The sequence below is a fragment of the Dasania sp. GY-MA-18 genome (assembly GCF_024734385.1).
In the GTDB taxonomy this organism is placed as follows: Bacteria; Pseudomonadota; Gammaproteobacteria; order Pseudomonadales; family Dasaniaceae; genus Dasania; species Dasania phycosphaerae.
Window position 1 is genome coordinate 25,641 of the sequence record NZ_JANHAP010000008.1, and the last position, 22,879, is coordinate 48,519.

Annotated in this window: 17 protein-coding genes; 11 read left to right on the forward strand and 6 right to left on the reverse strand. The window is 46.1% G+C overall.

Annotated elements, in window-relative coordinates; all coding sequences use genetic code 11:
• The first annotated feature begins 42 nt into the window (after window positions 1-42).
• Complete coding sequence (locus NO559_RS10480; protein ID WP_258331780.1) at window positions 43-3,381, forward strand: type I restriction endonuclease subunit R; 3,339 nt, start codon at window positions 43-45, stop codon at window positions 3,379-3,381.
• A gap of 2 nt (window positions 3,382-3,383) precedes the next feature.
• Entirely contained in the window at window positions 3,384-4,097 is a 714-nt protein-coding gene (locus tag NO559_RS10485; protein ID WP_258331951.1) for a M48 family metallopeptidase, read from the forward strand.
• Window positions 4,098-4,345: 248 nt separating this feature from the next.
• Here NO559_RS10485 and NO559_RS10490 read toward each other — a convergent pair whose 3' ends face one another.
• A complete protein-coding gene (locus NO559_RS10490) occupies window positions 4,346-4,726 on the reverse strand; it encodes a YajD family HNH nuclease (RefSeq protein WP_258331781.1) in 381 nt (126 codons plus the stop codon).
• A gap of 567 nt (window positions 4,727-5,293) precedes the next feature.
• Here NO559_RS10490 and NO559_RS10495 point away from each other — a divergent pair.
• Together NO559_RS10495 and NO559_RS10500 are read left to right on the forward strand one after the other, a co-directional pair.
• Window positions 5,294-5,980, forward strand: a complete 687-nt coding sequence (locus NO559_RS10495) for a hypothetical protein (RefSeq protein WP_258331782.1) — start codon at window positions 5,294-5,296, stop codon at window positions 5,978-5,980.
• 122 nt (window positions 5,981-6,102) lie between these two features.
• Entirely contained in the window at window positions 6,103-6,600 is a 498-nt protein-coding gene (locus NO559_RS10500; RefSeq protein WP_258331783.1) for a YcxB family protein, read from the forward strand.
• A gap of 286 nt (window positions 6,601-6,886) precedes the next feature.
• Here NO559_RS10500 and NO559_RS10505 read toward each other — a convergent pair whose 3' ends face one another.
• The 3 genes from NO559_RS10505 to NO559_RS10515 all read right to left on the reverse strand — a co-directional run bounded on the left by NO559_RS10505 (window position 6,887) and on the right by NO559_RS10515 (window position 9,702).
• On the reverse strand, window positions 6,887-7,375 hold the full coding sequence (locus NO559_RS10505) for a GreA/GreB family elongation factor (RefSeq protein ID WP_258331784.1): 489 nt from the start codon (window positions 7,373-7,375) through the stop codon (window positions 6,887-6,889).
• A gap of 160 nt (window positions 7,376-7,535) precedes the next feature.
• On the reverse strand, window positions 7,536-8,915 hold the full coding sequence (locus NO559_RS10510; RefSeq protein ID WP_258331785.1) for an Hsp70 family protein: 1,380 nt from the start codon (window positions 8,913-8,915) through the stop codon (window positions 7,536-7,538).
• Window positions 8,916-9,126: 211 nt separating this feature from the next.
• Entirely contained in the window at window positions 9,127-9,702 is a 576-nt protein-coding gene (locus NO559_RS10515; protein WP_258331786.1) for a tRNA-uridine aminocarboxypropyltransferase, read from the reverse strand.
• Window positions 9,703-9,748: 46 nt separating this feature from the next.
• Here NO559_RS10515 and NO559_RS10520 point away from each other — a divergent pair, with 46 nt between their 5' ends.
• On the forward strand, window positions 9,749-10,219 hold the full coding sequence (locus NO559_RS10520) for a GNAT family N-acetyltransferase (protein ID WP_258331787.1): 471 nt from the start codon (window positions 9,749-9,751) through the stop codon (window positions 10,217-10,219).
• Between the two features lie 16 nt (window positions 10,220-10,235).
• Here NO559_RS10520 and NO559_RS10525 read toward each other — a convergent pair whose 3' ends face one another.
• Window positions 10,236-12,614: a Lon protease family protein gene (locus NO559_RS10525; RefSeq protein ID WP_258331788.1), complete on the reverse strand. Its 2,379-nt coding sequence runs from the start codon at window positions 12,612-12,614 to the stop codon at window positions 10,236-10,238.
• A gap of 176 nt (window positions 12,615-12,790) precedes the next feature.
• On the opposite strand from NO559_RS10525, the gene NO559_RS10530 reads away from it, so the two are divergent.
• The 5 genes from NO559_RS10530 (at window position 12,791) to NO559_RS10550 (ending at window position 20,577) form a co-directional block, all read left to right on the forward strand.
• Complete coding sequence (locus NO559_RS10530) at window positions 12,791-13,960, forward strand: MFS transporter (RefSeq protein ID WP_258331789.1); 1,170 nt, start codon at window positions 12,791-12,793, stop codon at window positions 13,958-13,960.
• Between the two features lie 223 nt (window positions 13,961-14,183).
• On the forward strand, window positions 14,184-14,933 hold the full coding sequence (locus NO559_RS10535; RefSeq protein WP_258331790.1) for an ETEC_3214 domain-containing protein: 750 nt from the start codon (window positions 14,184-14,186) through the stop codon (window positions 14,931-14,933).
• Window positions 14,934-14,988: 55 nt separating this feature from the next.
• Window positions 14,989-16,338, forward strand: coding sequence for a murein transglycosylase domain-containing protein (locus tag NO559_RS10540; RefSeq protein ID WP_258331791.1), 1,350 nt, complete (start codon window positions 14,989-14,991; stop codon window positions 16,336-16,338).
• A 476-nt stretch (window positions 16,339-16,814) separates the two neighbouring features.
• Window positions 16,815-19,220: a TonB-dependent receptor gene (locus NO559_RS10545; protein WP_258331792.1), complete on the forward strand. Its 2,406-nt coding sequence runs from the start codon at window positions 16,815-16,817 to the stop codon at window positions 19,218-19,220.
• Between the two features lie 250 nt (window positions 19,221-19,470).
• Window positions 19,471-20,577, forward strand: coding sequence for a class II histone deacetylase (locus tag NO559_RS10550; protein WP_258331793.1), 1,107 nt, complete (start codon window positions 19,471-19,473; stop codon window positions 20,575-20,577).
• Window positions 20,578-20,587: 10 nt separating this feature from the next.
• On the opposite strand, the gene NO559_RS10555 is transcribed toward NO559_RS10550, so the two are convergent.
• A complete protein-coding gene (locus NO559_RS10555; protein ID WP_258331794.1) occupies window positions 20,588-21,436 on the reverse strand; it encodes a LuxR family transcriptional regulator in 849 nt (282 codons plus the stop codon).
• A gap of 266 nt (window positions 21,437-21,702) precedes the next feature.
• Between NO559_RS10555 and NO559_RS10560 the strand changes: the two genes are divergently transcribed.
• Window positions 21,703-22,872, forward strand: coding sequence for an MFS transporter (locus NO559_RS10560; protein ID WP_258331795.1), 1,170 nt, complete (start codon window positions 21,703-21,705; stop codon window positions 22,870-22,872).
• Window positions 22,873-22,879 lie beyond the last annotated feature (7 nt).

Sequence of the window (22,879 nt, forward strand, 5' to 3'; positions counted from 1 at the left end):
ATAACAAAACGCTGATGCCTGCGTGTAATAATGGATTTAAACATGTCTGAATATAGCTTTGTAGAAAAGCCACTTTTAAACCAGCTCGGGACTCAAGACTGGAAGGTCATAGAGCAGAGTGGCGGTATACCTAAAGACCCCACAATCAGCCTGCGTACCAGCTTCCGTGAGGTGTTGTTAAAAGACGAGTTCAAAAAGGCTGTTGCAAAGCTTAATATTTTGGATGATAACAAGCCTTGGTTAACTGATGCTCAACTAGATCAATTGTTTGAAGATTTCTCAGGCTTTGGTACCGGCAACTTGCTAGAGGCCAACGAAACCTTTTTGCAGCGCTTGTATAAATGGCAAGTCGACCAAAATGAAGTGACCGGTGAGCAAGACCCGGTGGTTAATATTATCGATTTTGATAATTGGCAAGCCAATAGCTTTATAGCCATCAATCAATTCCGTATCGATACGCCGGGTGGGCTAAAAGAGTTCATTATTCCCGATGTGGTGTTATTTGTTAATGGCCTACCGCTAGTAGTGATTGAATGTAAGGACGTTAACAGCTTTACCTCTGACGCCATGAGCGAAGGTGTTAAGCAATTACGCCGCTATGCTGATTTGCGTGAAGAGACTATAGAGGCAGGCCTAAAAGAAGGTGAACAAAAGCTGTTTTGGACTAACCAGTTAATGGTTTCTACCTACGGTGATGATTGTAAGTTTGGCACTATTACCTCTAGTGAGGAGTATTACTTCCACTGGAAAACCATACATCCCGATACCACGCCCTATGCCGATAACACCATAAAAAACCACCGCCCCCAAGAGCGTTTAGTGCAAGGCATGTTGCATCCTGAGCGCTTACTGGATATTACCCGCTCGTTCACCTTGTTTATGGATGCCGGCAGTGCCCGCATTAAAGTTATCTGCCGTTACCAGCAATACCGCGCTGTTGAGAAAATTCTCACTAAAATGCGCAGTGGTAATACAGGTCTAGATCGCTCGGGTGTGGTATGGCACACCCAGGGTAGTGGTAAATCGCTGACTATGGTGTTTTTAGTGCGTCGCCTACGCCGCGACCCGGTGCTAAAAGAATATAAAGTATTAATGGTTAACGACCGTAAAGACCTTGATAAACAGCTAGGTGAAACGGCAGCACTAACCGGTGAGACGGTTTACCGCATTAATAGCGCGGCAGAAGTCAAAGAGAAATTAGCCGGTGCTGAATCTACCCTCAACATGGTAATGATACATAAATTCCGTGAAGGGGATGATAGTAATACACCTGACTATGTCGCCAGTGCAATAGATGCGGCTAATGATAGTGATACCACTGATAAAGTAGCCGATGTTGATAGCCCACCCTACAGCGTTGAGCACAAGGTGTTTGAGAAGTTTGATGAGGTAAATACCTCAGAGAAAATATTGGTACTTATAGATGAGGCTCACCGCACCCAAAGCGGTGGTAAAGAAGACGCCAGCTTATCGGATAATTTATTCGATGCCTTCCCCAATGCCACACGCTTGGCCTTTACCGGTACTCCATTGATTGCCGACCATCATACCGACCCAACCTGGAAGCGTTTTGGCAACAACCCCAACCAACCTTATATCGACACCTACAAGCTGCAAGATGCAGTAGAAGATGGCGCAACCCTACAAATCCTTTATGAAGGCCGCACGGCCGATACAGCCATTTATGATAAGCATGGCTTTGATACCAAGTTTGAAGACTTATTTAAACACCGCAGTGAGGCCGAGCTGGCGGCCATACGCCAAAAGTACGGTGCCACCGGTGACATCTTAGAGGCGGAAGACCGCATACAAGAAATTGCTGATGACTTGGTAAAGCATTACTTTGCCAACATTTTACCCAGTGGTTTTAAAGCACAGGTGGTGTGCTCATCTAAACAGGCGGCAATTCATTACCAAACCTATTTACGCAAGGCTTTAGCGAAGTGGGTGGCAGCGGAGCAAGCCAAGCCTGAACCAGAGCAAGATCAGCAGCTATTAGCCCTCGCAGACCTCATCAAAGTGGCTGTGGTTATCTCTAGCGATGGCACGAACGAGAAAGCGGTATTTGTAGCGGCCCGTAAAGAGGCCCGCGAGATGAGTGCGGTTGAAAACTTTAAGAAAAAGTTTAATTCCGACAAGCCCGAGACCGGCGTTGCCTTTTTAATTGTGTGCGATATGTTACTTACCGGCTTTGATGCGCCAATTGAACAGGTAATGTATATCGATAAAAAACTCAAAGAGCACAACCTGCTGCAAACCATTGCCAGGGTTAACCGCACCTATGCCAATAAAACCGTAGGCTATGTGGTGGACTATATCGGTCTGACAGAAAACCTTAAAGATGCGCTCTCGCTGTATTCTGGTAAAGATCAGCAAGACATTATGGAAAGCTTCAAAAGCATAGAGTCAGAAGTGCCCGTGCTTGAAAGCCGTTACCGCCGTTTGATTCAGTTGTTTGAAGAGAAGGGCGTGAAGCAGATAGAAGCATTAGTAAAACAAGCACTAGCCACCGATGCCGAGCGCTATGAAACAACCGAAGCGGCAGTACGGATATTGGAAGACATTAAAACCCGCGATAGCTTTAATGTGTACTTGAAAAAGTTTATGCAAAGCATGGATGTTATCTTGCCCAATCGCTTGGCTAGCCCCTTTAAAATCCCTATGTATCAACTGTGCCATATACAGGCCAAAGCCCGTGAGCGTTATAAAGATGACAGCATCAATATTAGCGGTGCAGGTGAGAAGGTGCGCAAGTTAGTGAATGAGCACCTTATTAGTTTGGGTATTAACCCCAAGGTGCCGCCGGTAGAGTTGTTCTCTGATAAATTTATTCAGCAAGTTACTGTGGCTAAAGACCCACGTGCAGCAGCCAGTGAAATGGAACACGCCATTCGTAAACACTGTAAAGTCAACGAAGGCGACGACCCCGTGATGTACCGCAACTTTAGCGAGAAGCTAGAAGAGGTAGTTAAAAAATATAACGAAAATTGGGAGCAAATGGTATTAGCCTTAACCGAGTTACGTGACGAGATTGATAAAGGCCGTGGGCCAGAGAAAGATAGTAAAGGCCCATTCTATGATTTGATTGTCGATATAGCCTTTGACGATGCTTGCCCAAATGATTTAGAAGCCAAAGTGCAAACCACAGTGGATGATGTATTAGAGGTGTTGGCAGCGGATATACGCAGTTTAAACTTCTGGGAGCGCCCAGCACAGGTCTCTGAACTAGAGGGCAAAATAGAAGAAGTCTTTATCCTTTCGGGAGTAGGTGAGTTTAGTGATAAGCAAGACTTGCTAGTAACTGAAGTAATGGCCTTAGCCAAACGACGTGAACAATCCATTTTAAAAACCGCCGATGACGAGAATGAGGTAGAAGTGTGACTATGGTTGCAGCTAGAGAGCCATCACAAAAGGTACATACCTATAAAGATATTGAGTTCACACTAAAAAAGAGTGAGCGCAAGACCACAAGCATTTATATAGAGCGTGATGGTAGTGTATCTGTGCTGGCACCTAAGCCTTTCGATATGGAAAGGGTGCAGGCAACCCTAGAGAAAAAGCGCAGCTGGATATACCGAAACCTGGCCGAATGGGAAGATTTAAACCGCACACGTGTTCATCGTGAGTACGTGAATGGTGAAAGCTTTTTATATTTGGGGCGACGTTACCAGTTAGAGTTAGTTAAAACCCAAGGGGTTCCCCTGGCCTTAAAACAAGGCAAGTTCTGTCTAGTTAAAGATTTGGTACCCAAAGCCGAGCGCTACTTTCAAGAGTTTTATAAAAACAAACTAAAACCCCGATTAGATGAACGCATAGATCAATATGCCCCACGACTGGGCGTATCACCTAGACGTGTAAAAGTAATGGAGCTAAAAAATCGCTGGGGCTCTTGCTCTGCCACTGGCATGATTAATGTCCACTGGAAATGTGCCATGCTGCCGTTGTCAGTACTAGACTACATCGTTGTGCATGAGCTGTCTCATATTGAAAATCCTAATCACACGCCAGCATTTTGGCGTGCAGTTGAGAAAGCCTTGCCTAACTACGAAGAACAGAAAAAGTGGTTGAAGTTTAATGGGGCTGGGATGAGTTTATAAAGTTAGGCCATAAGGTTTTATGATGAAATACTTAAAACAACCAAGGAAGTGCCCGAATTGTAAGGAAAGGGCTGGTGCGCAAATAATAAGAGGAATGCCAGTGTGGTCTAGTGCGCTCGCCGAGGCCATGGCTTGTGGTGTGGTTGTATTAGACGGTTGTTTGATTGAAAAAGGCCGCGAATTACCTGGTTATCGGTGCACTGCTTGTGATTTTGAATGGTAGTTATACTTGAGTAATCTCACAAGTTTTACTTCAGTATATCTTTTAAATTAGCAAAAGGCTTATGGGTGGCGGTGGCAGTTTTGCGTTCAGTGCTGCTACCATAGCGAATTAAGTTTTCGTGTTTGCTGTGCTCTTCGTCGTGGCAGTAAATGCACAGCAGTTCCCAATTGCTGCCATCGCTAGGGTTATTATCGTGATTGTGATCTATATGATGCACAGTTAATTCCGATAGCCCCGCACGGGTAAACTCACGGGCACAGCGGCCACAAATCCAAGGGAATAATTTTAACGCCTGCTCGCGGTAGCCCTTAGCCCGTTTTGTGTTGTACTCCAGTTGTTCGGCGCGTACCTTTTCGTAATTGGAGGGCTGGTTATTACTGTTGTTACTATCGGCTTTATTGCTCATGGCTAAACCTAAATTGTGTTATCAAAGTACAGGCCGGGCGTGGCCATTAATTAGCATAGCATTAGTAGGGAAAAATCCTATTATTTACTCACTAGCGTTACGCTTTACTGCACAGGCTTTACTCGCTATACACCCCTAACGTCACACCGGGCTCCGACCCTGTGTCCATAGTCTTTTTCTAGAAGCAAGCGACTAAAAACTAAAGGATATATCGGTTACACTCTATTGCTTTTTCGCTTCGGCAAGCTCAAGGTATTCGTTACGCCCATGGGCAAGTCCTACCAGCGAAGGCCGATATCCATAACAGCAGCTGGGTTCCGGCTCGGGGGTCGGAAGGACTCAAATTTTTTGCTTAATTTAGTGCCATTCGGGCTAGAGTAAAACTAAATTATTGATGGTGAGAGCGCTGCATTTTAAGCTAATATTTTGACTGCGGTTTATGAAACACTACAATCTATGCAATTAACTTAAGCAAATATAACTATGCCACCACTGCCTACCCACTTTCTGTTTCTGCTATTGCTTGTTTTTTCCACAAACAGCCAAGCCAGTCAATTTTGCTTCTCGATGGCGAAAACCTATAACGAGCAGCTGTATTGTGAAATCGAAGCCAGTAGTGAAGGTAAAAGTTTACCCAAATTTAACGACTTTCAAAAAAACACGCCTTTAATACAGTCCTTATTGCTAAAGCCTCATGCGCGCAAATTGGGCATCACCATAAAGATGGCTACTAAAACCACAAAGCAGCGTGTAGCTACTAGCCCAGCCACGGCTGCTGTTAGCGATGCTGGCCTTAGCCACTGTGATTTTAAAGCAGAGGTTGTTAGCTGCGGCGATATGCACTATCGCTTTATGGGTAATAAAGCTAATGCATCATTGGGTGTTGCTGTGCTTGATGCTAGCAATACTATGCAGCTGCCGGTTTACGATAATACGGAGGTGGATGCTTATTTAGCTAAAGCTTATGGGCATTACTTAAATAAGATGATTGAGATAGGCTTGGCGGGTGTTACCTTAACCTATGGCAATTTCGATTATATTTTTCATGATTTACGTGCCCAAGCAATAGATTTTAATCAACGCTTTGAAACCATGTATAGGTATTTAAAGAAAGATAAGCGAACCATGGGAATCAAACAATCGACTGCGCCTAGTGATATGACGGCCAAAGACTGTTTCTTGCTTGATGAATTACTAGTCTGTAGCCGCGGCCATTACAACTATATCTATAAGGTGCTTAGTGGAGGCGGGTAATATTTAGGCTTATGCTCCCAATGATATTTTTCGCCTAGTACAGGGTTATACAGTGCAAGTTAATATCAGCCGAATTTGTTACACTGGTTATTTCTCACTTTTTACTAGCAGCAGCGCCCAATATGCCCGAACAAACATCAGCCGATAACAGTAATTCCCCCAGCCATAGCAGCTACTATATTCTTAATCGTGATTACTTTAGCGAGTGTTTTGATGAGTCTGCAAATACCTCGTTGGGTATTAGGGCTTACTACAAGGCTATTGTTCTGTTGCTTATTGCGGTTGGTTTATTTTTTATGGCGGTGAGTGCCTATATTGCCTGGTTTATGTTGGCACTTGCTGTGGTTGAGGTGTTTTCAGTGCGTTACCGGCGTGGCTGGTGGGTTGCCCGGCAGATGCTTGGCCGTGCCTCGGGCAGTAAGGTCAATTTACGCCTTGATGCGCAGGGGATTAGTACGGATAGCCAGCACCACCAGCAGTGTATAGCTTGGGGTGATATTAGTGAGCTGCGGGAAACTGAGAGGGGTTTTGTGATTAGCCATAAGAGCGGCCGTAGTTATCTTTCAAAGAGTGGCTTGGATGTGGCGGCGTTGGATTTTTTACGGGCTAGGTGTTTGTAGTGTAAACAGCGGGCTTAGGCTTTGTTGCTGGTGGCGTGAATGGATACCGGCTTTCGCCGGCATGACGGCGGGGGGAGCTTATGGATACCGGCGTTCGCCGGTATGACGATGTGGTGGTGATGGATACCGGCTTTCGCCGGTATGACGGCGGGGGGAGCTTATGGATACCGGCTTTTGCTGGTATGACTGTGTGGTGGTGATGGATACTGGATTTTGCCGGTATGACGATGTGGTGGTTATGGGCACCGGCTTTTTCCGGTATGACGGTACGGAGGCAGGGCTATCGTTAGCTCTCTAGTTTTACTATTTCATAGTTCACGGGCTTGCCCGCAACTATTATTGTTACGCTATCATCTACTTGTTTGCCAATAAGCTTGCTGCCTAAAGGGGTTTTAGGGCTTATTAGCATTACGTTTTTGCCCTGCCAGGTGAAGCTTAAGCCACCGGCTTCTGGGCCAATAAAAAATACTTTTTCTTCACCATTATCTGTTAATAAAGTCACTACTGCGGTTAGGGCGATGGTGTCGCTGTTGCTAAAGTTTTTAAATGGCAGTGCGTTATAAAGGGCGATGGCTTGTTGTGATTGTTCGGCGCGTATGGATAGGCCATGGGCCAAATACGATGCCTCTAGGCCAAAGGTGTCGTATTTGTTTTCGGCTATAGATTCTTTATGGGTTGCGGTTTGCCGTGCTGATTCTGCCGCTTGTGCGGCAGCGGCTAAATCGCTTGCAAGTGCGCTGATAATGGCTTGCCGTAAAGTGTAATGAGGTTTCATGAATATGCGCTCTAAATAAGTCTATCGCTTAAAGTCAGTATGCTGATAACGCGACTACATTGCTACCCGGCTAGTAGGCGGTAGTCGTGATGGCTGTTTTTAAGTTAGTCACTTTGGGCTTAGCGCTTTTTTACCTTTGTGGCGATTTCTTATTTAGTAATCACAGTTTGCAGGTATAGCCATAGTAGCTGGCTATGGCTAAACCGCTGGCTACGCTGGTAAAGCTGTCGTGTTGCACAACTTTGTTGGGGAACTCGCGCTCTAATAATTGCAGCACGGCGGCTATGTGTGATGAGCCGCCTGTGCGTACCACATAATTGAGGCTATTAGCATCTATTTGGGTGTTGGCCAGTAGCTTATCAATACAGTGCTGTAGCTCCTCTATAACCTCGGCAATAATGTTATTAAATTGTTGGCGGTTTAGCGCTATGCTCAGTTGCAACTCGGGGATTTCAAGCACGGTGCTTTCAACATCCGATAGCGCTATTTTAGCGGCTTTAATATGTTGAAAAATACTGTAGCTGTAGTTGTGCCGTATTACTTCTTGTAAGCGTTGTAGTTTTTCTTTTTCGGCGGTGTTTTGCGCTAGGTATTCGGCAATGGTGGCTGTGTGCTGGTTTTGATTTAAGGTATGGGTGATGGTCCAGTTGAGTAGTGCTTTTTCATACTGGTCAAAGGGGAAGGGGGTACTAACCAGTTTGCCATCTACCATGCGTGTCCACAGCACACCTTTGCCCAGTTCTGGAAAGATTAATTTTTTAAAAATAAGTTGGTCTATATAGTCGCCACCCAAGGCTACGCCCTCGGTGCCCAAGACTTGGAAGTCGTTGTCTTGATAGTTAACCAGGCACAAATCAAGGGTGCCGCCACCAAAGTCTACGGTTAAGATGGTGCTGCCATCTTTAATGTTATTGGCTTGCACAAAGCTTAGGCAGGCCGCTACGGGCTCGGGGTAAAAGGTGACTTGCCCTAATTGGGCGTAGCCGCTGGCCTCCTGAATACGGTCGGTGGCCAGTGCGTTTTTACCAGTATCGCTGCCTTCAAACTCTACCGGCCGGCCCATGTATATGCCCTTAGCAATAGGGCCTGCGCTCGCGCTAATGGCGTTACGAAACGTTAATAGTATGGGGGTAATTAATGCCACTAGCCGGTAGGGTTTATCAAACACCATTAGCCTGCGTATGCTTTCTTTACCTAACAAGCGTTTGATGCCTAAAAATAAACGCCCGGGCAGGCCGTGATCTTCGGCGGCACCATAAATTTTTAGTGGCGCACTAGCTTCGCCATCGGTGCCGCCGCTTAGGTCGGTATCTACCTCGGCAATCACTTTGGCTGTTATCTCTACGCGGCGGTCTGAGTTTTCTTCTACATAGGTTTGTATGGCCACCGAACCGGTGAGCGCTTGAAAGCTACGATCTAGATGTATAGCTGTGGGCACGGTTTGGGCGTTGGCCTCTACCGCTATCATCTGTACCTGCTTGCCATCATAAACAGCCACCGCTGAATTGGAGGTGCCAAAATCGATGCCTATACCTTTCATACTTACCTGCTGTAATTACCTGTGATGGCTGCCGCTAAAGCTAGCTGGCTAGCCACTGTGTGTTGCTATAGGCCACACGCCCTATGGGGCGCAGGCCTTGGCTTTTGAAAAGCCCGCGATTAGGCCACAAGTGCCTATTGTTGTCTATGGCTAAAGGGGTAATTTGCGGTTAAATTTTGATCGCTTATGAGCTGTTGGTGTCGACTAGTTGCTAGTAGTTGCTTTGCTGCAGAGCGATCATTTTGTGAAAGGGCTTGAGCAAGGCGGTAAAGTCATTGCTGTGCTCTAGCTGTTGCATGGCTTTGGCAATGCTCTCTATGGTTGATAGGCCATTGCTTACGGTGGTTTTTCTGATTTGGTATTGCGATGTTAAATCGCCGCTAAGGCTGACTCTGGGTAATTGTTGTAAAGCCGGGTGCAGGTGCAGTATTTTTTTGGATTTACGCCAAGTAGCATCAATCACTATCAGTTGTTTTATAGCCTGGGCGCTGCTGTTAGCGCTTGCGCAAATTTCAGGGCTGGCAGGCAGCCAGGGCAGTGAGGGGTAAAGCAGGGCTGAGGGTGTGCTGAGTATGCGCTGTATTTCAGCAGGGGCTAATGTTTCGGCAATAATCAGTTCGCTGTTGCTTAGGCATAGTTGCGCCATGCGGCCAGTGTTAAAGGGGTGGGTGGCCTCCAGCGGGTGCTGTATGATCAGCACCTTAATGGTATTGGGGATCTCTACCAATGCGCTACAGTAGCAACTGGCTAAAGGGCGTAGGCAAGTTTGGCAGAGCGGTCTGGGCATAAAGCTATCAACAGATTAAGGGCTAGGTTAAGGGCTAAATAAAAGTATGAAAGCCAGTACGATTTTTACTGTAGGCAGCTTAACAGCGCTAGAAACGCCCTTAGCCAATAAATTTTACCGCAGCTATGGTTTTAGAGGCAAAGCTAAACGCCACGAGCCTTGTGTGGTTGTGCGCAATGAGCACAACGCAATTATAGCCTGCGCTTACCTTAGGGATTATAAAACTTTTAAGTTGTTAGCGGGTGTGGCGGTGGCACCGGCTTACCAAGGCAGGGGTGTTGCTAGGTTACTGCTACAACAAATGGCGCAATATTTTGATCCGTATACTTATACCTTTCCTTTTGAGTATTTACAGCCCTTATATAGCTCGTTGGGCTTTGTTGCCGTGCTGGCCGACAAGCAAGCTGAAACAGTGAGTGCGGTATACCAGCGCTATAGAGAACAGGGGCGAGCGATAGTGGTAATGCATTATCAACCTAACCCCATCAAAAAAACACCGGCTATACAGCCTGCATAGCCGTAAAAATGACTGACTAAACCTTAGTTTCGCCAGCGCTTATTGAACGCGTAATACTGGCAAAATATTGCAGCTGTTTAACCACGCGGTCATTAAAGGTACCCTTGGGGAAATTGCCGCGCTGGTTAAGTTTGCCCGGATCTTTTTTTATTAATAGTGCTAGGGCTTCGTTAACACTGCTAACCGTGTATATGGCAAATTGGCCTTGAGCTACGGCATCCACTACGCGCTGCTCCAGCATTAAATTATCTTTATTGCTGGCCGGTAAAATAACCCCTTGGCTGCCGGTAAGGCCGCGCGCGGCGCAAATATCAAAAAAACATTCAATTTTTTCGTTAACGCCACCCACGGCTTGTATTTCACCGCGTTGGTTGGTGGAGCCGGTAATGGCTAAGTCTTGCCGTAGTGGTTGGTTCACCAGCGCCGAAAGCAGGGCGCAGAGTTCTGCCAGAGAGGCGCTGTCGCCATCGATATAGCCATAGGATTGTTCCATGGCTATATGCGCTGAAATCGCTAAGGGGAATTTTTGCGCGTAAAAACTGCTTAAATAGCCGGTTAAAATCATCACGCCTTTAGAGTGTACAGATTGGCCTAGTTCGGCTTCACGCTCTATATCGATAACGCCACGGTGGCCGGGGTTAACACTGGCGGTAATACGAGTGGGGCAGCCAAAAACCATTTCCCCCACTTGTAATAGTGACAGGCCGTTAATTTGCCCAGCGGTGCTGCCTTCACTGCTAATCACCACGGTGCCATCTAAAATTTGTTTAAGCAATTGATCGCGCAAGCGGGCATTGCGATAGGTACGTGCGGCTATCGCCTGCTGTATATGCTGGCCGTCTATGCTCTCTTGGCCGCCGCTTATGCGCTCAAAGTCAGCCTCTAGGGCAACTTCTAATATGGCATCTATGCGTGCACTTAATCGTTGCTGGTGTTCTGCTAGGCGATGGGCATGTTCTGCTAAGCGTGCTACTGCTGCTACGGTAAGCTCGGCTATATTGGCTTCACTGCTGCGGGCATGTAGTAACTCGGCAAACTGTGTAAGTGATTGCGGGGTGCTGTCTATATAGTCATCAAAATCTACCAGTACACGAAATAGATTGTTAAAGTCGCGGTCCAGTTGGTCTAACTCATAGTAAATATTTCTTGAGCCTATCAATATAACTTTAACTTGTAGCGGCACGGGTTCGGGATGTAGTGGTGTTACGCCGCTTAGTTGTATGTCGCCGGGCGCTGGTTCTAAATGTATGCAGCCATCGCGCAGCATGCGTTTAAGCGCTGGCCAGGTGCCATCACCCAGTAGGATTTTTTCTATATCTAAAATTAAATAGCCGCCGTTGGCTTTGTGCAAGGCGCCAGGGGTAATTTGCTGATAGGCGCCACCGCTGTCTTCGCTGCCGTAACTGACTCTACCAAATAAATTTTGATAGCTGGGGTTTGATTCCAGCACTATGGGGGCACCATCCTTAATTGCACTGGTGAGCAGGTTTGGGGTGTAGTAGCTCTCTAATAGTTTGCGTTGCTTGGATGAGGTTATCGCCTCTGTTTTGCTGAGGTCACTAAAGTTTTCTTCAATCACTCTAGGCAGGTGTTTGGCAATTTGTGCCAAAAATAAACTGATGCTGGTGTTGCCTTGGTAGCTTAGACGCAGGGGCTGCAGTATAGGTTTTAAGGCCTGCTCTATGGTGGCTTCTCTAAGTTGCCGCTGCTGGTCGTTAAAGTCACGTTGCCATTGTGGAAGTTCCAGTAGCGCCTCATTAAGCAACTCTTCCAGCTGATTCACACGCTGGCGAAAATCAGCGAGCTGTTGTTGGCTAAGGCTGGCAAATTGCGCTTCATCAATGACTTTGCCGTCTATGATGGGGGTAAAAGTCACGCTGGTTTCTTCGCTAAACATAGCGATGTGCTGTTGGCTGGCAATATTTTGTACGTCAGCAAGGGCGTCGTCATAGATTTGGTCAAAGCGGTTTTGTATAGCTGACTTTTTTTGTTGGTAGCTAGGGTTGTCGAAGGTGGCGGGGAAGCTGTCTATCAATGCATCTATTAATTTATCGATATCCCTGTGTAACTGGGCACCTTGCCCGGGAGGCATTTTAATAATTCTAGGAGTGTAGGGATTGTCAAAATTATTAACGTATAGCCAGTCAGGTGGTGTTTGCTGCTGGCCTACTAAGGGCTGTAAGTAATCTAGAGCATAGCGAAAGCGGCTGGCACCGGCTTCACCGGCAATATAAATATTGTAACCGGGTTGGTTAATGCTAAGGCCAAAGTCTAATGCTTTGGTAACACGAGGTTGGCCTAGTATGCCGCTATAATGGCTGAGCTCGCGGGTAGATTGAAAACTAAAATCCTGCTCTAAAACTTGGCTGCGTAATTGCTCGGCGGATAATTTCACGGCTACACCTGTGTTAAGGGCTGTGTTATAGGGTGGTTAACCTCAGGATAGTTGAACTTTGGCTTAAGTGGCAAAGTTGGTCGCAAGGGGGCTGGCTGGGGGATAGTAAAATTAGGCCTTTATTCGCTAAGCTTGTTATGATCGACATAACGATATAACAGCAAAAATATAAGCCCATGAGCCTAATAGCAACCATAAAAAATCAGCCCAATATTAATTCTATCTACTCTGTATTATCGCTGGCCAGCATAGGTGCCATAGCGGCCGCAGTGATTTTACTACTGCCTTTAATTGTGGGGGCCTTGGTGGATCACTTAGCCATGTCAGAGCAAGCTGCGGGCTGGGTGGTGGCTATCGACATGGCTGGTTATACCTTGGCTACAGTGTTAGCCATTACATGGATACATCGCTGCCATTGGCGGCAAGTGACGCTGCTGGGTATGTTGGCCATGATAGTGGGCAATATACTTTCCATGTTGCTATCAAGTTTTGAGGTTTTGGCGCTGGTGCGTTTTATTACGGGCTTTGCTGCGGGGGCGGTCACTGCAATAGTCGTTGCAGCCATGGGCAAAACCACTAACCCCGATAGAGCCTACGGCTTTTGGATAGTAGGCCAGTTGTTGCTGGGCTCAGCTGGTTTTGCCTTATTGCCCAATTTGATTGCCAGCTATGGGCCTGCGGCCATTTTTGCCTTGCTAGTGGTATTGTTGCTGTTGGCTTTGAGCCTAATTGCTTTTATACCGCTAGCTGCAGCTGATGAGGTGAAGCCGTCGCAAGCTGCAACGGCTAAGTTTAAATTAACTAAGCTTTTTATTTATTTGGCCATAGCGGCTATTTTAATTTCCTATGCAGGTTTAACGGCTGTATGGAGCTATGTGGAACGTATTGCCGTGAGTGCAGGCTTTAGCTCGGCATTAATAGGGTATAGCTTGTCTATTGCCTCATTGGCGGGTATTGCTGGTGGTGTGGCTGCCACGCTATTGGGGGTAAGGCTAGGGCGGGTACTGCCTATAGTTATTGCTCTGGGCAGTGCAGTAGTGGGTGTGTTACTGCTTAAGCTAGACTTTAGCCATCTGTTATATACCGTAAGTGCTTGTTTGTTTTTATTTGGCTGGAATTTGATGTTGCCTTTTTTTATGGGGGCGATAGCCGCGGCAGATTCTTCTAGCCGAGTGTTGGCACTGGCCAATGCCGCTATAGGTGTGGGCTTAATGCTGGGGCCAGGAGTTGGTGGTTTGTTTTTGAGTGAGGCAGACTATGCCAATTTAACTACGGCAGGTATTAGTCTAATTGTCATTAGTTTGTTATTGATTACTCCTTTGGCTATAACGGCTAAGAACAAATAATTGCTATTAGGTGTTTTTTGCTTAACCCTTGCAGGCAAAGTGTTTTTTTGGGAGCAATCACTACTGTTTGCGCCGCTTATTTGTTCACGTATGTTTTAATTGTGAATATTTGGCTAAGATATTTAAACGAAAAAACACGGGATGTTGAGTTTTTTTAAACAACGCTTTCTCGTTAACTTGAACTATAATAAATTACAAAAATAATGAGCACGGTAGCTAATAAATGATACTTCCACCCATTTCAGAACAAAAGCAGCGGGCTAAGACTATCGTTTTTAGCTTGCTGGCATTAATGATCGCATTAGGTGAGTACACCGAGGCCATAGGGTTGGTTAACGATGCCGTGGCCTATGTGCAGCGCCAGTACACCAATGATCTAGAGTATGAGCTTATTGAGAGCTTGCATGTGGGTAATACCGTGGCCTATGCCGAGTCTAAAACCGGCTCCCCGCAGGTGGCGCGTATTATTGATGAGCACACGGTAGCGAATTATTTTTATTTAGAAAAATGCCTGTTAACGGTGTTTTACCGCAACAATCAGGTGGCGGGTTACACCGTGCTGGCCCTAGAGCCAGGCTTTGAACCGGCTACCTACCATGTGGGGGCCAATACCGAGCGCTTGGGCGCTTTTTATTTTTCAGATATTAGCGCGATTGCGGCAGGCTACACTGTGGATTACTCCAAAGCGGCGAGCTATTACTTGGAGCAATTAGAGTCTGGCTACTCCGGCTTGTTAACCAAGGGATTTCTCGGTTATATAGCTTACGGGGTAGAGGGGCAGGCTGAAGCTACTGCAGGCCTTTATCAACAACAGGTTTACGGTACGGATGAAGAGATCGCGCCATTATTGGCTGAGCTGCGTGCCGCAATTAAACCCAATTTTTATGGTGAGGGTGATGTGACCTTAGCCATGGTGGAAAAAAGCCTACTAACGCCAGCAGAGTTCACAACTTATTTTGCTAAACCACACTAAGCCGTCGCGTAGCGGTATTAATAGTTAATAAATAATGTAGATTAGGATGATTGCCGTGAAAAATGATCACACAAAAAACACAGGCTTAGCGCTACGTTCAATATACTTAAAAGCGGCTGTATTAAGTGTAAGCCTGCCGCTGGCTATGCCTGTATTTGCCGATATAGATGCCGCCTTTGAAGAGTTGGATAAGCAGGTAGAGAGTCAATATGGTGCTAAGGCTACTACTGCCCAGCCGAAAAGTGAATTTGAACAATGGCGGCAGCAACAGCAAGCAGAGTATCAAGATTATAAACGCAAATATTACGCCGCATTAGAAGATTATAAAAATGCTATTAAAAGGCAGTGGGGTGATGCAGAAGTTACCGATAAAAAGCGCTGGGTTGAATACTCCGATGATCTGCAAACCAAGCGCGTGGTGGATTATGAAAAAAATGAAATTCGCATTAGCGTTTTAGACCCCGCAATTAGCGACAGTAAATTGCAACAGCTTATAGATGCCAACCTAGCCAAAATGTTGCAGCAAACCCCCAATAGCGCGCGTGAGGCCGACCCGGTGTTAAAAGCTGTAGGTAGCACTAAACCTAGCAGCGATGAGCAAAGCCGCTTGGCTATTTTGCAAGAGGTTATAGATCCGTCGGCACAGGGCTCTGAGCAGCAGCGCTTTCAGCAATCCCTAGAGACCTTAAAAAAACAGGCGGTAATTAAGCGCCCTGAGGCATCAGCTAGCCAAGCTAGTGCAAGCGCTACAAAAAATACAGCCCCACAGCCTAGCGCAACAGGCAAAGATAGTGGTGAACAAAAAACTGTCAGCCAAAAGCCTGCTAGCCAGCCTTTACTTATCACTATCGCGTTGCCGCAAAATAGCATAGGCCGCCGCGCCGCTCGCTACGAGGCGTTGGTGCTGCAAAATGCAGGTAAGAGCCAGGTTGATCCCTCTTTGGTCTATGCCATTATGCACACTGAAAGTGCTTTTAACCCTATGGCGCGTTCGCATGTTCCGGCCTATGGTTTAATGCAAATTGTACCTGAGTCTGCTGGTTTGGATGTGTCGCAGCGCTTGTATGGTGAAGGCAGGTTGTTTAGTGCCGATTACTTATTTAATGCGGGTAATAATGTGCAGGCTGGGGCTACCTATATCAATATTCTTTATTACTCTTACCTTAAAGGTATTAAAGATCCCTTAAGCCGTACCTACTGTGTAATTGCTGCATACAATACCGGTGCCGGTAATGTGGCTAAATCTTTTGTGGGTAGCCGCAAATTAAACAAAGCTTTACCCTTAATCAACCAACTAACCCCAGCACAGGTGTATGACACTTTAGTGAAAAAATTGCCCTACCAAGAAACCCGTGAATATTTAAAACGGGTGGTGGAGCGCCAAAAAATATACAGCAAGGTTTAATCTGTATTGCTTGCGCTACAGTACTGATATGCGCCTATATATGTAACAGCGCTATTAAAAAGTACATTTTTGGTCTATATGGTGCAGCGTGAGTTAGAACAAAAATAAATCAATATCTAGAAAAATAGCCTATATGCGCCATGCCCCGCCTACCATGTTGGGCGGGGTTCTCTATAACGGTGTTGCTCTTTTTTACTACGTTTTTTACCTACCCATTCCCGCCTTATTTATGACTAACTGATTTTTAATATTTTATAAGCCTGTGCTATTAAAAAATTATTTTAGTTATAGCATAAGTTAAATGTATTTTATCCATAATCCGCTCATCGCTTATGCTTTTAAGATGCTTCAAGTGCCTGTATTGAGTAGTGGCTAGGTATTTTTATTAATACACACTTTAGGGTAATTAATTAAGCTAATGTTCACCGTTAGATTGTTAAGACAATTAGGCATTGCTTAACATTTAGGTGAATTACATGACGAAAAATAATAATGGTAAGAAATTAGCATTGGCAGCGGCAGTGAGCATAGGGGCTCAGGCAGCTATGATGCCCATGGCCAATGCTTTAGCGTTGGAAGAGTTAATTGTTTCGGCGCGTAAACAGGCTGAGACAGCACAGGATGTACCTATAGCAGTAACCGCGCTATCGGGTAAGATGATGACCGACTTAGGGGTTAATGAAGCAGGCGATATCGCCTTATACACGCCTAACTTTACCTGGCATACCGAATTTGGCCGAGCCTCGCCACAACCTTATATGCGCGGCATAGGTACTAATAATTTTGCCCCTATTAACAATGGCCCCATAGCCATATACCAAGATGGTGTTTTTATAGGCCCCAATGTGGCTCAGGGTTTTGCCACTTTTGATGTAGAGCGGGTAGAGGTATTAAAAGGCCCGCAGGGTACCTTGTATGGCCGTAACTCTACCGGTGGTTTAATTAACTTTATTTCGGTGAAGCCCGAGATAGGGCAGGATACATCGGGCTATATCAATGTAGAACTGGGCAGCCACGACACCAAAAATGTTGAAGGTGCGGTAGGTTTTAGCCTGGGCGATCAATTTGCCGCGCGCTTATCGGTGTTGCGTGCCACCAGTGATGGCCCCTTTGATAATATTAATCCGGCAAGCAACGGTAAGGCGGGTCAAATTGACGACTTGGCGGCCCGCGCGCAGTTATTATTTGATAATAACGAAGGCCTAACCATATTAACCAATTATCACTATGGTAAAGCTGAACCAGATACCGCCCCCTTTAAACAAGTGGGGCTAGTCGACCCCAACGGTGTAGGCCCTGCCCACCCGGATTATGCTTACTCGCAATGTGCAAACCCCGGCATAGGATCTGGCTGTACCGATGCCTATCACGGTTTTGTTGAAGATAACGATATTTATAAAACCCAAAAAGCCGATGACTTTGAGCATGTAGATACCGAAGGTGTATTGGTGCGGGTGGATTATGAAATTAATTACGATATGTCGTTTTATTCAGCAAGCTCTTACGATGAGGCCTCGTTGCGCCGTTATGATGATACCGATGACGGTCCCTTTGGCGTAGAGAACGATTTTTATGCCGATGATTTTCGCTGGTATAGCCAAGAGCTGGGTATAGCGAATCAAAGCGACGTTTCTATGTGGCATGTGGGTACTTATTATTACAATGAAAAAGTAAAGGGTGCCCAAATGTGGACTAACCCTTTTTGGGGTACGGGCGAAGGTAATGAGCATGAAGTAGAAACCACCAGCTATGCCTTATTTGGCCAGTACGACTACGACTTTAATGAAAGCTGGGGCGCTACTATAGGCCTGCGTTGGAGTTACGAGGAAAAAGAGGTACATAAGTACAATGGCTTTATGCCCTTGATTGCCAATATGACTAACAATGAAGGCGATGGCCCGCTGTTTTCACTGGCCGATGCTCGTGCTGCCGCCGGGGGTATCGATGAATCCCACGGCGTAGTTATAGGCACCCCTACTGCTAAAGACTGGGATGAAATCACCGGCCGTATTTCTGTGGATTACAACACCGAAGATGGGCACTTAATTTATGCCTCTATCGCCCGAGGCTTTAAAGGCGGTGATGTTAACGGCGCTGCTTTCTTGGATGAGTACCTACCTTCGGATGGCGCAGGTGGCAGTTTAATTTGCCCCGGTGCAGAAGCGCCGGGCACATCGCGCTGTCAAAGCTCGGTGGATGCTTTTAATGCCAAGCTAGAGCCCGTAGACCCAGAGTTGCTGGATGCAATAGAGGTGGGTTTTAAAGGCGACTTTATGGATGGCGCGCTGCGGGTAAACGGTGCGGTATTTTATTACGAGTATACCGATCAGCAAAACACTAACCTAATCCCCGTGGCGGGCACTTCAGCTAATACCACTACGCTAACCAATGCCGGTGAAACCAAAATGCCGGGCATAGAGATAGAGGTAATCGCCACACCTACAGACGCATGGTATTTGCAATTTAATGCCGGTTGGGTAGATGCGGAGTACGATGAGTTTGTAACCGCTTTTGGTGATAACTCGGGCAATCAAATTTCGCTAACCCCCAAAACGCAGTTCTCTGGTTTAGTGCGCTATGACTTTGAACTGGACAGCGGTGCGATTATTGCGCTGCAAACGGATGTGTCTTGGCAGAGCAAAACTTATTTTCAGCCCACCAATGAGGATCTGCTACTAGAGGACTCTTATGCGCTATGGGGTGCTCGCGTGTCTTATGCTTCGGCAGATGACCGCTGGACTACCGCGCTATTTGCTAAAAACTTAACGGATAAAGAGTATTACGGCTCAGGTTTCCAGTTGGAGTTTTTAGGTTCCAAGCAGCTTAAGCCCGGCGCGCCGCGTTATATAGGTTTAAGTGTGGATTATAAATTTGGTGATTAATCGCTGTTAGTCTTACAGGCTTAAGTAACCGGTTTAAGTGCCAGGCATTGGTCTTAAACCGGTTTTTTGCCTGTAGGGTTTTGATACTTTAACTTGGCGAATACACTCTTAAGGGTAATTCATTAGCCCTAGCGGCTTGGTTACTCTGAGTCTCGAAGTGGCAGGCTTTATTGAAGACTAAAGCCTGAATGATAATTGGCTATAACGCGGTGATTTTATTGCGGTTTTTATAGCGACAATAAGTGGGGTGATGATGAAAACCGGTTTTGTTTTTGATGAAAGCTACTTTTGGTATGACAGCCTCAACCAGGCATTTCCGCCTTTCCTTATAGAACCCGGCGGCAACCCCGATAGGCCTGATATTAAGCGCCGCTTTTATAATTTACTCAGTCACTCAGGGCTGTTAAAAAAGCTTAGCCATATAGAGCCTAGGCCTGCTACTGAGGCAGAAATTTTATCGGTGCATAGCAAGGCCTATTATGACAGCTTGGCTAAACAAAATAGCCTGCCTGCAGGGGTAGGGGGCGAGGGTGCTGTGTTTGCTGAGGGCGGCTTCGATATTGCTAAACTAGCCGCAGGCGGTGCCATTACGGCAGTAGAAAAAGTGCTGTCGGGCGAGGTGAGCAATGCCTATGCTTTAGTGCGGCCGCCGGGGCATCACGCCGAAACCGATACCGGTGCAGGTTTTTGTATTTTAAATAATGTCGCCTTGGCGGCTAAACAAGCATTGCAGTTGGGTGGCTTTGAGCGCGTCGCTATTATCGATTGGGATGTGCATCATGGTAATGGTGCCCAGCAAATTTTTTGGCAAGACCCTTCAGTGCTAACCATTTCGGTACATCAGCACTACAGTTTTTTAGAGGTAGATACCGGTACAGCTGAGTATAAAGGTGAAGGCGCGGGTGAGGGTTATAATATTAATGTGCCGCTACCACCGGGCTCAGGGGATGTTACCTATGCCACGGTTTTTGATGAAGTGGTCATACCCGCCTTAGAGGCTTATCAACCGCAAATGATTATTGTAGCCAGTGGTTTAGATGCGGGCTGCTATGATCCCTTGGGCCGTATGGCGCTTACCCCCAAGGGGTTTAGGCATATGGCCAGCACGGTGCGGCAGGCGGCAGAGAGGCTTTGTGAAGGGCGGTTGGTGTTATGCCAAGAGGGCGGTTATGACTTGGCCTCTACTCCGTATATGGGCTTGGCTGTTTTGGAGGGCTTGTCGGCTATCACCCTGGATTTAGTGAATCCATTTCAGGTCTTTGGTGACTCTTTGGGTTATACCCAAGAGGTATTACCGCATCAGGCTAAGGTGATAGCGACCGCGATTGAGCAGGTCAGAGCCCTGGCAAAAGCCTAGGGCTGTTGCCTTAGGGTTCGCTTACGCTAGCCAGGTAAAGCGCTAAGGGGTCTTTACCTGGGTCTACCTCTATAAAGGGTAGCGCTGAAAATACCAGCGAAAACAGCTCGGCCTGTTTAGAGATTTTAAGTTTAAGATAGGCATTGCGCCTGTGCATTTTTACGGTGTCCAAGGAAATATTTAAATCTTTGCAGATAGACTTGGATGAGTGGCCGTGCAAAATCAGCTGAATAATATCTCGCTCTCTGGCGGTTAGTAGCGAGGTTCCAAATGCAACTAAGCCTGATTTTAACTGGCTATGCAGCTGGCTGCGCTCTTGATTTGCTTGTGTTTGCACCAGCTTAAAATGTTTTTGAACGGCATTAAGCACTATGGGTTCTACGGCTTTCAGTGTGGCTATTTCTGCACTGGTGAAAGGGGTGTTGTTTTCGACTCTAGCTATGGATAGGCTGACTCTTAAGTCATCGCCTATATGAGTAAGATAACAAGCCTCGTCGCGGCACTGCGTGCGCGAGTAATAAAAGTGGTAGTACTTAGAAACCAAGAAGCCTTCGGGCACTAGCTCTAGCAGGTGATATAACCCGGGGCCATCGCCGTCAAAACATTTTTTATAAAAAGGGTCTAATAGATAAGCGCCAGCCAACCAGCCGGTAGTATTTATCTCATGTAGACGCTTGGGGTAGTTATCAAACAGAATATACGGCTGCTGCTCTTTAGGGCAGACAAATAACAGAATGGATAAGTCACTGACTATGCTTAGCAGTGAGTCTGATAAGGCCTGGGGGAAATCATCAGTACCTATGGCGCTGATAATATCGGCTATCTTGTGGTTCCAATTAGGGCTATTGCTAGAATTCATTTTTGCCTGCCAATTTTATTATTTTTTGATGATAGCATGATGTTAACTATTGCCGTTAAATTCTATTAAAAATTAATAAGCACAGGCGGATAATTAAGCGATGACTTATATAAATGCTTGCTTTTAAGGGCGCAGCTTAATTTTTAAGCCTATACACCCTTATGGGCAATATTAAGGGTAAGCAAAGCGCTATATCGTAATTAGCAAGCAAATGCAGTAGATTAGCTGCCACTATAATAATGAAGCAAACGAGAGGTGTAGGGATTGTGAAAAAGTTTATAGAGTCTTACCTAAGCAAAGAGGTGTTAGGGCCTTTTGCTGCTATGTACGGCGTAGGTTTCGCCCCCTTGTTAATTTTACCCTTTTTGTTTTCGGCCATTGTTAAGCATTTTTCTATATCTGAATCGGAAGCGGGTTTGTTGATTACTGTAGAGCTGGCGGCCATGTGTTTAGGCTCGTTAGTGCTGGCTCCGGTTATAGATAAGTTTTCTAAGCGATTATTGGCTATATGGGCTGTAGTGATCGTCGCCATAGGTAACCTTGCAGTTGTTTTTACTGACTCATTAAGTGCCGGTTATGTTTGTTTAGCTGTGGCAGGCTTTGGTTACGGTGTGGCTTTGGCGGCGGGTAATGCCTCTGTTGCGGCCATGAAAGGTAATGCCGATGAAGTGTTTAATAAGGTGGTTTTTTTAGGCACGGTGTTAATGGTGCTGCTGCTAAATATATTCCCCAGGCTTATCGTTGCGTGGTCTTTGCCGGGCGCTTTGCTGGGCTTGGTAGCTTTACACTTGTTGATGCTACCTGCGATAGCCAGATTATCACCGGCCAAGAGTGAGGCTAAGCATGACCACTCAAATAAAGGTCAGTTTAAAGTGCTATTGCAACCGTTGGCCTTAGTTATTATCGTGATGATGTTTTGCTATTTTGTTAGGGATACCATGCTCTGGGTTTTTGCCGAAAGTATAGGCAGTAATCGCCTGGGCATGGCCGTTACCGATATAGGTTTTTTATTTAGCATACACGGGGCTATGTCTTTATTAGGGCCTTTGCTGATGTTGTGGCTAATGCATAAATTTGGCAAGGCGCTGTTATTAATTGCTGGCATTATAGTTAGCGGTGCGATTTCAATTGTTGTGAGCCAAACCCACAGTGTTTTCGTGTACTCGTTTTTAGTTATTATTTGGTCCACGGCTCACTTTTTTACTTACAGTTGTATTATGTGTTTTGCGGCTGCCGCTGATGAAAAAGGGCGTGTGGCTGCTGCTGCGGGTGCCGCGGTCATGGGGGGCACAGCAGTGGCCCCAGCTATTGCAGGCTATGCTATGGATAGCGGCGGGTTACCACAATTTACCTTGGCTGTAATTATTGCGGTGCTACTGACCATTGCATTTACTATAGCGACTACGCTGTTATTTCCTAAGAATATTCAAGCGTAGTGTTTAA

Coding starts and splice junctions, on each gene's coding strand:
- NO559_RS10480 (WP_258331780.1), top strand. CDS start 43: ATGTCTGAATATAGCTTTGTAGAAAAGCCACTTTTAAACCAGCTCGGG.
- NO559_RS10485 (WP_258331951.1), top strand. CDS start 3,384: ATGGTTGCAGCTAGAGAGCCATCACAAAAGGTACATACCTATAAAGAT.
- NO559_RS10490 (WP_258331781.1), bottom strand. CDS start 4,726: ATGAGCAATAAAGCCGATAGTAACAACAGTAATAACCAGCCCTCCAAT.
- NO559_RS10495 (WP_258331782.1), top strand. CDS start 5,294: ATGGCGAAAACCTATAACGAGCAGCTGTATTGTGAAATCGAAGCCAGT.
- NO559_RS10500 (WP_258331783.1), top strand. CDS start 6,103: ATGCCCGAACAAACATCAGCCGATAACAGTAATTCCCCCAGCCATAGC.
- NO559_RS10505 (WP_258331784.1), bottom strand. CDS start 7,375: ATGAAACCTCATTACACTTTACGGCAAGCCATTATCAGCGCACTTGCA.
- NO559_RS10510 (WP_258331785.1), bottom strand. CDS start 8,915: ATGAAAGGTATAGGCATCGATTTTGGCACCTCCAATTCAGCGGTGGCT.
- NO559_RS10515 (WP_258331786.1), bottom strand. CDS start 9,702: ATGCCCAGACCGCTCTGCCAAACTTGCCTACGCCCTTTAGCCAGTTGC.
- NO559_RS10520 (WP_258331787.1), top strand. CDS start 9,749: ATGAAAGCCAGTACGATTTTTACTGTAGGCAGCTTAACAGCGCTAGAA.
- NO559_RS10530 (WP_258331789.1), top strand. CDS start 12,791: ATGAGCCTAATAGCAACCATAAAAAATCAGCCCAATATTAATTCTATC.
- NO559_RS10535 (WP_258331790.1), top strand. CDS start 14,184: ATGATACTTCCACCCATTTCAGAACAAAAGCAGCGGGCTAAGACTATC.
- NO559_RS10545 (WP_258331792.1), top strand. CDS start 16,815: ATGACGAAAAATAATAATGGTAAGAAATTAGCATTGGCAGCGGCAGTG.
- NO559_RS10550 (WP_258331793.1), top strand. CDS start 19,471: ATGATGAAAACCGGTTTTGTTTTTGATGAAAGCTACTTTTGGTATGAC.
- NO559_RS10555 (WP_258331794.1), bottom strand. CDS start 21,436: ATGAATTCTAGCAATAGCCCTAATTGGAACCACAAGATAGCCGATATT.